The organism is Mucilaginibacter sp. P4_E8 (assembly GCF_056401495.1).
The window spans coordinates 86,128-99,553 of record NZ_JBFUJG010000013.1 but is presented as its reverse complement, the minus strand read 5'-3'; the positions used below and the strand labels follow the sequence as shown (position 1 = coordinate 99,553).

The following is a 13,426-nucleotide window of genomic DNA, read 5'->3' as shown; positions in this document are numbered from 1 at the left end:
GGTAACATACAGTTACTTAGCTTTTATTATACCCATATTTGTTTATCCAATTTCCGTTATACCTAAATTAAAAAAATGAAAAAGTATTTTTCAACCCGAATTATTAACAGGGTTATTCCGCTTTGTGTTGTTGTATTGCTGCCTTTTAATAAGGTACTGGCCCAAACCAAAACGGAAGATACCAAAATGAATGTTTTTGTTACTGGTCTGATAAACAAAATGACCATTGACGAGAAAATAGGGCAACTTAACCTGGTAACCATAGGTGCAGCTACAACGGGCTCGGTAGTAAATAAAGGAGTTGAAGATAAAATTAAAAAAGGCGCCATTGGCGGCGTGTTTGGTATTTGGGGCGCCGATAAAGTAAAAGAAGTGCAGGACCTGGCAACAAAAAGTACAAGATTACATATCCCGCTTATTTTTGGCCTTGATGTGATACATGGGCACCGTACTATTTTTCCTATTCCGTTAGGGCTATCAGCTTCCTGGGATATGGGCCTGATCAAACGATCGGCACAAATTGCAGCAAAAGAGGCTACTGCCGAAGGGCTTAACTGGGTTTACTCGCCAATGGTTGATATTGCCCGTGATGCACGCTGGGGCCGTATCTCAGAAGGATCGGGCGAGGACCCGTGGTACGGGTCGCAGGTGGCTAAAGCAATGATTCAAGGTTACCAGGGCAGCAGCATGAAAAATGCCGATGCGGTAATGGCTTGCGTAAAACACTTTGCCTTATATGGCGGCGCCGAGGCCGGTCGTGAATATAATACGGTTGATATGAGCCGTATTAAAATGTATCAGGATTACCTGCCGCCTTACCGGGCCGCTGTTGATGCAGGTGCGGGTAGTTTCATGAGCTCGTTTAATACTATTGATGGTGTGCCTGCAACAGGTAACCAATGGCTGCTAACCGATGTGCTGCGCAAGCAATGGGGTTTTAAAGGTTTTGTAGTATCAGATTATACAGCTGTTAACGAAATGGAGGCCCATGGGCTTGGCGATCTGCAAATGGTATCGGCATTGGCTTTAAAAGCAGGGCTTGATATGGATATGGTAGGCGAAGGATTTTTAACCACCTTAAAAAAATCACTTGCAGAAGGCAAAGTAACCAAACAGGAAATTGACCTGGCTTGCCGCCGGGTGCTGGAAGCTAAGTATAAATTGGGCCTTTTTGATAATCCCTATAAATCAATAGATGCCACCAGGGAAACAAAAGATGTATTAACACCAGAAAACCGTAGCGAGGCCAGAAATATATCCAAACATTCATTTGTATTGCTAAAAAACAGCGCGCAAACTTTGCCGCTTAAAAAAACGGGTTCAATTGCATTGGTAGGGCCATTGGCCAATAACCAGCGCGATATGCTGGGTACCTGGGTTGTTGCCGGCGACTGGGAAAAATCAATCAGTGTAATGCAGGGTATTAAAAACCTGGTAGGTAACGGGGTTACTATTAATTATGCCAAAGGTGCCAATATTACCGAAGACAGCTCATTTATACAAAGGCTTAACTTTTTTGGCCAGCAAATGGTAACTGTTGATAAGAAACCAGCTGATGAACTATTGAACGAAGCTGTTGAAGCCGCTAAAAAATCAGATGTGATTGTAGCTGTAGTAGGCGAATCGCAAAGCATGTCGGGCGAATCATCAAGCAGGGCGGATATTGATATTCCTGAAAGTCAGAAAAACATGCTGAAGGCGCTGGCTAAAACAGGTAAACCATTGGTTATAGTATTGTTTAACGGCCGGCCGCTTACCTTAACCTGGGAAGATGGACATGCCAGCGCCATATTAGATGTTTGGGCGCCTGGCACCGAGGCCGGTAATGCCATAGCCGATGTATTGTTTGGCGACTATAATCCCGCCGGTAAAATAACTGCCACCTTTCCGCGCAGTGTAGGGCAAATACCAATTTACTACAATCACAAAAACACCGGCAGACCATATGATGGTAAAGGGCCGTCAAAGTTCAAATCAAATTACCTTGATATATCGAATGATCCGCTTTATCCATTTGGATATGGCTTAAGCTATACAACTTTTGGTTACAGCGATGTTAAGCTCAATAAAACAAAGCTTAAAGGTACTGAAACACTTACAGCAACTGTTACGGTAACCAATACCGGTAAATATGCAGGTGAAGAAGTGGTACAGCTATACATCAGCGATCCGGTGGCCAGTATCAGCCGCTCGGTAAAAGAATTAAAGAACTTTAAAAAGATAAACCTGCAACCAGGCGAACAAAAAGAAGTATCCTTTAACATTACTCCAGAAGAATTGAAATTTTACAATACCCAGCTTAAATATGACTGGGAACCGGGTAAGTTCATTGTACAAATTGGTACTAACTCCAGTGATACGCACAGTGCATCAGTGCAATGGGATAAATAATTAGTAACTAATTGTTGAGCTAATAAAAGAGCACCGGTATTTACAATACCGGTGCTCTTTTATTAGCTGGTGCATTTTTTATGCTTAAAGTATGGAATTAATAATTGTAAAGTAAACATTTATTATTTTAAGATATTATTTATAAATGTTTGTATTACAGTTATAAATAATTGAAAATAATAAATGTTGTAATGACATTATTGACAGATTGTAATGATATTTTAACACTAAAGGAGCATTGCGGGTACAAAAATTTAATGTGCTTAATGACAAAAAAAATAGAGGGTTTTGAGTTCCTTWCATTCATTATTATAGCTTGTTTTCAACTTTTTAGGATGCATTATCATTAGTATCAATATTTTTACATTGCTATATTTTTATAAAAAAGGCACATTTGTTAATATTTTACTAATAAAACACCTGCAATTTGTAATGTTTGGCTGCTATAATGATTTACCAATAATTAATTTGCAAATCTGCATTTTTCACTTGTGTAAACAGTACACTCTCGTTACATTAGTTCCATAGCCAATATAAATTTCTGGAACAACCGGAATTATACAGAATCTAATATTATTATAACATTTAAGTTTTAATGTTCGCTCATCAGGCGGGCATTTAAAAAAGCGGGTGAAGCAGGGGGGAGGTTAAAAATTTATTACGAGAAGATCATATGATAAAACTTTTACATTCATTCTTTTTCAAGTCTTCAAGTTTTAAAAGGCTGCGTAACCAAAGCAGCAATGTCATTTTTTTTGCGTCCCGCAAACTGCTTATCCTGAAATACTTTATTGTCCATTGTAAACTTAAAATACCAGTTATCGACTTAAAATCTTAAATCAAATATATTAATCAACTAAATCTCAATCTCATGTTTAAAAGTTTACTCCTAAAAGGAAGGTTTCTGGGTGTGCTATTATGCTGCCTGATCTCTTCATTGGTAGTTACAGCCCAAACAAAGTACAAGGGGAAGGTTATCGGAAGCGATGACAAATTACCCGTAGTTGGTGCGTCAATACGTATCAAAGGTACTACTACAGGCGCTGTAACAGATGTTAACGGCGAATTTACGCTAAGCCTAAGCCCGGGCAACACACTGGTGGTTTCTTATATCGGTTATCAAACTACCGAAATACAGGTAGGTACTGATGCCAATCTGAGGATCACGCTACAGGCGGGCAATAATGCATTGAACGAAGTTGTTGTTACTGGTTACGGTTCTCAACGTAAAAAGGACATCACCGGTTCGGTAGCTGTTGTTAACGTAACGACGTTAAAGTCGGTACCTGCAGGTAACAGTACTTCCTTGTTACAAGGACAGGCTGCTGGTGTTACCGTTACTAATTCAGGTTCACCAGGCGGAGCTTCCGCGGTTAACATTCGTGGTATCGGTTCAATCTTTAGTACCGCTCCATTGGTAATTATTGATGGTAGCCCAGGTGCAATGGATGATATCAACGTAAACGATATCGAATCAATCCAGGTATTGAAAGATGCGGGTTCTGCATCAATTTACGGTGTGCGTGCTTCTAATGGTGTAATTGTAATAACCACCAAAAAAGGTAAAGCCGGTAAAGCTCAAATCACTTATGATGGCCTTTATGGTACTACAAGACCGCTATCTGACGGATTCAAACTGGCTGATACCAAAACCTACATGCAGGCCGAATTTGAATCATACAGAAATGATGGTAAAATAGGCGGTGGTATTAACGGAAACGTTAACAAGCAATTTGACCCTAAAGGAACAGGTACTTATACCATCCCTGATTTTATTTCACCAGCTGGTGCTCGTATTGGCGATCCGGGTACAACCCTTGCTGATTATACGCTTAATCCTCAAACCGGTGTTGGTAACCAGGTAACTTTGGCAAACAAGCAGGGTACCGATTGGTTCCATGAAGTATTTAAGCCTGCTACCCTGCAATCACACAGTGTTACAGCAAGTGGCGGTAGTGATAAAAGCACTTATTTAATGTCAGTGGCTTATCTTAACCAGCAAGGTACATTGATCGGAACCTTTGAAAAAAGGTACTCTATAAGGGCTAATACCGCTTTTAACATTGCCGACCATGTTCGTGTGGGTGAAAATATATACTTCTTTAACAAGAACAACCCACAGATCAATAACCAAAACGAAGGTAACCCGGTTTCGTACATATATCGTGAACCACCTATAATCCCGGTTTTTGATATTAAAGGTAATTATGCCGGTTCAAGATCACCAGGTTTAAGTAACTCCTCAAACCCTTATGCTATTGTTCAGCGTAACCTGGCTAACAGCAAGCTTAGAGGAAACAACCAGGATTGGGAAGTAATCGGTAATGTTTTTGGCGAGGTTGACTTCCTGAAACACCTAACACTGCGCACTCAATTTGGTGGACGCCTTCAAAATACTTACAACCGCTTCTTTAACCCTACGCCATACGAAAATGCTGAAGGTAATACCGGTGCAAATTCATACACCGAGGTTGCCGGTTACGGATCGTTTTATACCTGGACCAATACGTTGAAGTATAACCAACTATTTGGTAAACATAGCATTAACTTGTTATTAGGTCAGGAAAATACCAGTAATTACACCCGTCAGGTACAAGGTAGCCGGGGTAATTACAGCGCATCGCTTGATCCTGACTATATTAACCTGGATACAGGATCACCTGCTGGTGTGCAAAATACCAATAACAGCGTTAACCGTGCGCTTACTTCCAATACACTGCAATCATACTTTGCTCAGTTAAACTATGCATTTGCAGATAAGTATTTGATAACCGCTACTATCAGACGTGATGGTTCATCATTCTTTGCTCCCGGCCGTCGTTACGGAACGTTCCCTTCAGTAACAGCTGGTTGGAGAGCCTCACAGGAAGATTTCCTGAAAGGTGTAAGCTGGTTGAATGACTTGAAATTCCGTGGTGGTTACGGATCATTAGGATCACTAAGTGGTGTACAAACCCAACCATATAACGCGTTCGATTTATATACTGCAGGCCCGGGTACTCAATATTATGATATTGAAGGAAAAGGTAATACTGCTAACTTAGGTTCTTCACTTACCCAAAAAGGTAATAAAGAAACTACCTGGGAAACAGATAAGGTGTTAAACGTTGGTTTTGACGCGACTATCCTGAACAACTCTCTCGATATTTCATTTGAGTATTACAGAAAAACAGTAACAGGCTTGTTATTCAAATCACAATTGCTTGCTCCTGCGGGTGTTCCAAATCCTCCTTATGTTAATGCCGGTGATTTACGTAACAATGGTTATGATATCAATGTAAACTATCATGGCAGCATCAGCGATTTTAAATATACCTTAGGTATTAATTTTAGCCATTACAGTAACTTAGTTAAAGCATTAAATTCAGGCCAGCCTTATTTAGATGTTAACAGCGGTGGTTCAACCCGCTTGCAAAACTTTGTAAGGTTACAGCCAGGTCAGGCAGTGGGCGAATTTTACGGCTTACAGGTAGATGGCTTATACCAAACTCAGGCCGAGGTTGATGCAGGTCCTAAATATTCAGACGCCAAACCAGGTTTATTTAAAATAAGAGATGTTAACGGCGATGGTAAGATAGATTTGTCTGACCGTACATTTATCGGTAATCCAAACCCTAAATTTACTGGTGGTTTTAACCTGAGCGCAAATTATAAAGGTTTCGATCTGAGTGCATTCCTATATGGCGTGTATGGCAACAAAGTAGTTAACTATGTTAAATACTGGACTAACTTCCCTGCTGTATTTGATGGCAACGTAAGTGCTAACATCATAACAGATTCATGGCATGCAGGTGCTGATAACAGCAATGCTACTATACCAATTTTAACCAGAGCAGCAAGTATAGGTAATACCGGCGCTTTCAACTCGTCATATATTGAAAACGGCTCATACCTGAGGTTAAAATCATTACAAATAGGCTACACCATTCCAGCTGCAAAATTAAACAAGATCGGTATCTCCAAAATCAGGATTTTTGTATTAGGGAACAACTTGTTCACCATTACAAAATACACAGGTTTAGATCCGGAATTACCAAACTCAACACTTAATAATAATGCGGCCGGTGATAACACCAGTTTCGGTATTGACTTTGGTAACTACCCGGCGAACGAAAAGAGATATAGCGTAGGTCTTCAGGCAACGTTTTAATGTTTAATGTTTTTAGCAAAAAAATTATGAAAAAAATACATTTAAAAGTCATAGTTCCCCTGGTCTTAGTGGCGCTATGCTTAGCATATAGTTGTAAAAAGAACCTTTTAGATCAAAACCCCATAGGAAATTTAAGTCCGACTACGCTTTCAAATGCAGCCGGTGTAAATGGGATACTAATAGGTGCCTACTCCTTGTTAGATGGTGTAGGAGGTATTGGCGGTGGTTCAAACGCCTCAGGCTCAAACTGGATGTTTGGTAGCGTTGCCGGTGGTGACGCGTACAAAGGTTCACAGCCATCAGATGGTGGCCAGGATGCTTTGCCGGTTGGAAACTTTACTGCAAATACCTTTAATGTTTACATTCAAAACAGGTATACAGTATTATTTGATGGTGTTGCAAGGTCAAACGACGTATTGCGTACTATACCGTTGGCAAAAGACCTTCCTGCTGATCAGGCAAAAGTATTAGCTGCGGAAGCAAAGTTCTTGCGTGCTTTCTATTACCTGGAGCTAAGGAGAACTTTTGGACAGGTACCTTATGTTGATGAAACAACAACTGATACCAACGTACCTAATACAGCAGAAATTTATCCTAAGATTGAAGCTGATTTTAAAGCCGCTATGGCAGACATGCCTGCCACACAGCTGCAGGCGGGTCGTGCTAATAAATGGGCTGCACAAGCTTATTTAGCAAAAACATACATGTGTGAGCATAAGTTTACCGAAGCCTTACCTATATTGCGCGATTTAATAGCAAACGGTGTTACTACCCGTGGCCAAAAATACGCCCTTAATGAAGTGTTTCAGCAAAACTTTAGCCCTGAGGCTGCGCAGAAAAACAGTGCCGAGTCAGTATTTGCTGCACAAAGTTCTGTAAATGATGGTGCCAATGGTCAAAACGGTAACGCCGGAGATGATTTGAATTTCCCTTATGGCGATGGTGCCCCCGGTGGCTGCTGCGGATGGTTTAACCCATCGCAAACATTGGGTAACTCATTTAAAACAGATGCTAACGGACTGCCATTATTGGATACATACAATACAGTAGGTCAGGATGTGAGCAACGGTGCTACTCCGTGGAGTGGTAATGTTGACCCTCGTTTGGATATTACTGTTGGCCGTCCAAATGTTCCTTATCTTGACTGGGGAAATCCAAAACCAAACTGGATACGTGATGCTACAAATGGTGTTTTTAATCCACGTAAAAACGTTTATTCACTGTCTGAGAGAGGTTCAAACTCAGATGTTACCCCAGGTGTGTGGAACAACGTTCAGCTGGTATCAAACAACATTAACCTGATGCGTTATTCTGATATCTTGTTAATGGCTGCCGAGGTTGAAATTGAGGTGGGAAGCCCTGCTGCTGCTGAAACGGATGTTAATTTAGTTAGGGCCCGTGCTGCTAATGTAAAAGGATGGGTTTACAAAAATTCAACCTATGCTCCGGGATCTTCAACCTATGCTATAAATGCAACTCCCGCTGATAAGTATAAAGTAAGCCCTTATCCTGCCGGTTCATTTGGCGATAAAACTTACGCCCGCAAAGCAGTTAGGTTTGAAAGGAAACTTGAATTTGGTATGGAAGGTATGCGTTTCTTTGATCTGCAACGCTACGATGGTGCTTCGGCAGGCCTTCCTGGTAAATTAACAAGCGATGGTAGCATGGCTGCAGCAATTAATGCTTTCTTTACCTACGATATAAGGATAAATTCACAATTACAAGGAGCTCATTTCTCTCCAAATAAAAATGAATACTATCCAATTCCTGGCTCACAAATAGATTTATCAAAATCATTGGGTGGTAAAGCTATATTGGTACAAAACAATGGTTATTAATTAAAATCTGTTATAAATTTATAAAAGTGTAATTTTAGGTGGAGATATTTATCTCCACCTTTTTTATAGCCTACTGTTTAAATTAATGAAGTACTTACTCCCCTATATTTGCTTGTTTGCATGTGTGTTATCGGCCTGCAAAAAAACAACCCTTTTTGAAAAGATACCGTCTTCGCACTCAGGGGTAACTTTTAGTAATACTATAGTCGAAAACGCAAAGGTAAATCCACTCACCATGCTTAATATTTATAACGGTGGCGGTGTGGGCGTAGGGGATTTTAATAATGATGGCCTGCAGGATATTTATTTTATTGGCAATGCCGTGCCCAATAGGTTATATCTTAACAAGGGCGATATGAAGTTTGAAGATGTAACTACAAAGGCTGGTGTGGGTGGTAAAGGGGGCTGGGGCCGCGGAGTTGCCATTGTTGATATTAACAGTGATGGTTTACCTGATATTTATGTATGTAATACTTTATTAGACGATTCTGTTAAAAGAACAAACTTACTGTATGTTAACCAGGGCGTAGGTAAGGACGGAGTACCCCGTTTTAAAGAAATGGCTAAGGACTATGGTTTAGATATTAATGTTCACTCTACCATGGCATCTTTTTTTGATTATGATAATGATGGCGATCTGGATATGTACCTCACAGTTAACGAGGCTGTAGCAAGCGATAATCAAAGTACATTCAGGCCAATAATAACAGATGGCAGCCACCGCAGTACCGGCAGGCTTTACCGTAATGACTGGGATCAGAGATTAAAACATGCCGTATTCACGAATGTATCAAAACAGGCAGGCATCACTATTGAAGGATATGGCCATGCCGCCAGCATTGTTGATATCAACAAAGATGGCTGGAAAGATATTTATGTAACCAATGATTTTTTGCCAAGCAATATATTGTACATCAACAATCACGATGGTACTTTTACTGATAGGGCACAGGAGTATTTTAAGCATACCGCATTTAGTTCAATGGGGCAGGATTTTGAAGATGTGAATAATGACGGACTGGCTGATGTATTTGAGGTGGATATGAATCCCGAGGATAATTACCGGAAAAAAATGTTCATGCCATCAAATAATTATCAGATCTATCAAAACTTTGATCGCTATAAATACCAATATCAATACACACGCAATACTTTACAAATTAACCAGGGGCCGCGCCTGGGGCAAAACGATTCCATCGGCGACCCAACCTTTAGCGAAACCGCTTTTTTAAGTGGTGTAGGTCAAACTGATTGGAGTTGGGGCCCAATGATCACCGATTTTGATAATGACGGATATCGCGATATTATAATAACCAATGGCTATCCGCGCGATGTAACCGATCATGATTTTATTATGTTCAGGCAACAAGCTTATTCGGTGGCATCAACACAACAGGTGCTTGATCAGATACCTATTGTAAAAATACCTAATTATGCATTTAAAAATACCAATGGGTTACAGTTTGAAGATGTAACTAAAACCTGGGGACTTGGTATTCCATCGTTTTCAAATGGTGCTGCTTATGCCGATCTTGACAATGATGGTACTATGGACATGATCATCAACAATATTGATGATGAAGCATTTATATACAAAAATACCGCAAGGGAAAAGAATAAGAACAATAATAATTATTTACATATACAATTTCATGGCAACGGGCAAAATCTTGATGGTATTGGTGCCTGGGCCAATATTTATTATGACCATGGCAAACAGCAGGTGTATGAAAATACACCTTACCGGGGGTATTTATCATCCATACAAAATATAGCACATTTTGGGTTGGGCAAAGTAACCAGCCTCGATTCGGTGGTGATCAGGTGGGACAATGGGAAGAAACAGACCCTGCGCAATGTAAAAGCTAATCAAACCCTTAAAGTAAACATTGCCGATGCTAAGGAGAACTATAATTTTACTCAGCCTGTAATTAACAAGGCGTCATTGTTTAGGGAGATAACAAGATCGGCAGGCATTACCTATAAACATCAGGATAGGGATTATGTTGATTTTAACATTCAAAAACTAATACCTCATAAATTATCAGAATATGCCCCGGCCATAGCTGTTGGCGATGTTGATGGCAATGGCTTTGATGATATGGTAATTGGCGGTACAACCCAATATCCTGCTCAGGTATTATTGCAGCAGGCAAGTGGTAAATTTATACAACGCGACCTGTTACCACAGGCACATGAAGTTCCGTTAACCGCCAACGCGGCCTCGGCGCATAATGACTATCTGGCGCCCAAGGTAAGGGTTAAAGATGAGGGGATATTATTGTTTGATGCCGATGGCGATGGCCACCCGGACCTGTATATAGCCAGCGGCGGATTTGAAAGTGAACCAGGATCGTCAAATTACCAGGACAGGCTGTATATAAATGACGGTAAAGGCAACTTTAAACTACAACCAGATGCCTTGCCTAAAAACCTCACCAGTAAATTATGTGTTAAGGCTGCAGATTTTAACCGGGATGGTAAGCTTGACTTGTTTGTTTCAGGTCGTGTTGACCCCTGGAATTATCCTAAACCGGTTTCGAGCTTTGTTTTACGTAATGACAGTAAAAACGGGGTAATTAAGTTTACCGATGTGTCGGCAACTGCGGCTAAAGCGTTAAAAGATGTTGGCCTGGTGTGTGATGCCACATTTACTGATTTTAATAATGATGGCTGGCCCGATCTGATACTTACCGGCGAGTGGATGCCTATCACTTTTCTTGAAAATGATAAAGGCACCTTTAAAAACGTGACCAATAATACCGGCGTTGAAAATAAGCTGGGCTGGTGGAATACCATTGCCGCCGGCGATTTTGACCATGATGGCGATATTGATTATATAGTTGGTAATACAGGCTTGAACACTTTTTACAAAGCCACAGAACAGTATCCGATATATATTACCGCTAAAGATTTTGATAATAATGGCAGTTATGATGCTTTCCCCTCGGTTTTCCTCAAAGATCAGGAGGGAGTGATGCAGGAATTTCCGGCCCAGGGACGTGATGATATCATAAAACAAATGATCAGTATGCGCGTCAGATATCAGAATTACAAATCATTTGCTATAGCAACAATGGACTCCGTAATAACCCCGGAAATGCGTAAAGGGGCAGTAAGATTAAAGGCAAATTACCTGCAATCCTGTTATCTGCGTAATGATGGCAATGGTAAGTTTACCGCTATACCCTTACCTGTTGAAGCACAGGTATCTGAGCTATGCGGCATTACTGTTGATGATTTTGATGGCGATGGCAACCTTGATGTGGCCATAAACGGTAATGATTATGGTACCGAGGTTACAACCGGCCGTTACGATGCTTTTAATGGTTTAATACTTAAAGGCGATGGCAAAGGCGGATTTAAACCACTGAGCTTGTTACAAGGGGGGCTTTACATCCCGGGTAATGGAAAGGCTTTGGTTAAATTAAAAGGCGCAAAAGGTAATTATCTGTTGGCTGCTACCCAAAACAGGGATGCAATGAAATTATTTGAATTAAAAAGACAGATTAAAACAGTCAATCTGCAACCGCTGGATGCCTATGCTACTATAAAATATAAAAATGGTAAAACAACCAGGCAGGAATTTTATAATGGTAGTTCTTTCTTGTCACAGTCGGGCAGATTTTTTAATATTGAAAACAATATGGCATCAGTAACCATAACTGATAGCTATGGCCACCAAAGAAATATACAGCTTAATTAATCATTTGATATATGAGATGCTTTAAAATATTTATAGCCGTTGCGGGTATTTTTTTGATTTTTAGTTGCGGGCATAAAAAAAAGGCAGCTTTAATGAATGATGCCGATGTGATACACCAAAATATTGACCAGTTAACCCAGGTAATTATATATGATGTGTTTACGCCGCCCGTAGCCGCCCGTATTTATGGTTACACCGCATTGGCAGCCTATGAAGCGGTACGTTATGCCAACCCTGATTATAATTCAATTACAGCGCAGTTGAAGGGGTTTGGTGAGCCACCCAAGCCACAAAAAAACAAAACTTATAATTATACCCTGGCAGCTACCAAAGCATTTTTTACAGTAGCCCATAAGATCACCTTTTCGGTTGATACACTTAAAAAGTACGAAGACAAGGTATTTGCCAGTTACAAGGATAATCTCGACGATTCAACCTATGCGCGTTCTGTTGCGTTTGGTGAACAAATTGGCAAATATGTATTAAAACGCAGCGCTACGGATAATTATCCCCAAACGCGTGGCAAACCTCGTTTTTTGGGTAACGACGGCCCTGGGCAATGGCATCCTACACCACCCGATTATTTGGATGGTGTGGAATTTTGTTGGGGCACCATGCATACTTTTGCTGTTGATACTTCAACTAATTTTCCGCTGCCCCCTCCGCCACCTTTCAGCGAAGATAAGAACAGCGCCTATTTTAAGCAAAATGTAGAAGTTTATGAGCAGAGTAAAAACCTTACCCAGGAGCAAAAGGATATCGCGCGGTTTTGGGATGATAACCCTTTTGTAATTCAGCACAACGGACACATGATGTTTGCCAATAAAAAAATTACACCTGGCGGTCACTGGATAGGTATTACAGCTATTGCCTGTAAACAAACTCATGCCGATGTGGTAAAAACCGCTCAGGCTTATGCCCTTACATCAATAGCGCTTTTTGATGCATTTATTTGCGGCTGGCAGGTAAAATACGATCTGAATTATATAAGACCGGTAACAGTTATTAATGATAAAATTGACCACGACTGGCTGCCTATGCTGCAAACCCCGCCTTTTCCTGAGTATCCAAGCGGGCATAGCGACATCAGCGGTGCGTCGGCTGTTGTACTAACCCATTTGTTTGGCGATAACTTTGCTTACCAGGATACCAGCGATTTGCGGTACATAGGTATGCAACGCCATTTCGATTCTTTTTTAAAGGCATCAGACGAAACCTCCATCAGCAGGTTTTATGGCGGTATTCATTATCGCAACAGTGTTGATCAGGGAGCAGTGCAGGGTCGTCAAGTGGGCGAATACATTTGGAAAAAACTAAAACTAAAGAAATAACAGGCTTTCT

General features: G+C 40.7%; 5 protein-coding genes. All 5 read left to right on the top strand.

Annotation, left to right across the window (positions count from 1 at the left end):
• Positions 1 to 75: 75 nt before the first annotated feature.
• The 5 genes from bglX to AC1DRQ_RS08305 all read left to right on the top strand — a co-directional run bounded on the left by bglX (position 76) and on the right by AC1DRQ_RS08305 (position 13,416).
• Positions 76 to 2,391, top strand: coding sequence for a beta-glucosidase BglX (bglX, locus tag AC1DRQ_RS08325; protein ID WP_477423554.1), 2,316 nt, complete (start codon positions 76 to 78; stop codon positions 2,389 to 2,391).
• Between the two features lie 871 nt (positions 2,392 to 3,262).
• Positions 3,263 to 6,541 carry a SusC/RagA family TonB-linked outer membrane protein gene (locus AC1DRQ_RS08320; protein WP_477423552.1) on the top strand — a complete coding sequence of 1,093 codons (3,279 nt, stop codon included), beginning with the start codon at positions 3,263 to 3,265 and terminating at the stop codon, positions 6,539 to 6,541.
• A gap of 26 nt (positions 6,542 to 6,567) precedes the next feature.
• A complete protein-coding gene (locus AC1DRQ_RS08315; RefSeq protein ID WP_477423551.1) occupies positions 6,568 to 8,379 on the top strand; it encodes a RagB/SusD family nutrient uptake outer membrane protein in 1,812 nt (603 codons plus the stop codon).
• A gap of 85 nt (positions 8,380 to 8,464) precedes the next feature.
• The gene (locus AC1DRQ_RS08310) at positions 8,465 to 12,085 is read left to right on the top strand and encodes a VCBS repeat-containing protein (protein ID WP_477423550.1); all 3,621 of its coding nucleotides are present in this window, start codon (positions 8,465 to 8,467) and stop codon (positions 12,083 to 12,085) included.
• A gap of 11 nt (positions 12,086 to 12,096) precedes the next feature.
• Entirely contained in the window at positions 12,097 to 13,416 is a 1,320-nt protein-coding gene (locus tag AC1DRQ_RS08305; RefSeq protein ID WP_477423548.1) for a vanadium-dependent haloperoxidase, read from the top strand.
• Positions 13,417 to 13,426: the final 10 nt, after the last annotated feature.

Excerpts from the sequence above, each read along its gene's own strand:
- AC1DRQ_RS08305 (WP_477423548.1), top strand. The coding sequence starts at position 12,097 with ATGAGATGCTTTAAAATATTTATAGCCGTTGCGGGTATTTTTTTGATT.
- bglX (WP_477423554.1), top strand. The coding sequence starts at position 76 with ATGAAAAAGTATTTTTCAACCCGAATTATTAACAGGGTTATTCCGCTT.
- AC1DRQ_RS08320 (WP_477423552.1), top strand. The coding sequence starts at position 3,263 with ATGTTTAAAAGTTTACTCCTAAAAGGAAGGTTTCTGGGTGTGCTATTA.
- AC1DRQ_RS08315 (WP_477423551.1), top strand. The coding sequence starts at position 6,568 with ATGAAAAAAATACATTTAAAAGTCATAGTTCCCCTGGTCTTAGTGGCG.
- AC1DRQ_RS08310 (WP_477423550.1), top strand. The coding sequence starts at position 8,465 with ATGAAGTACTTACTCCCCTATATTTGCTTGTTTGCATGTGTGTTATCG.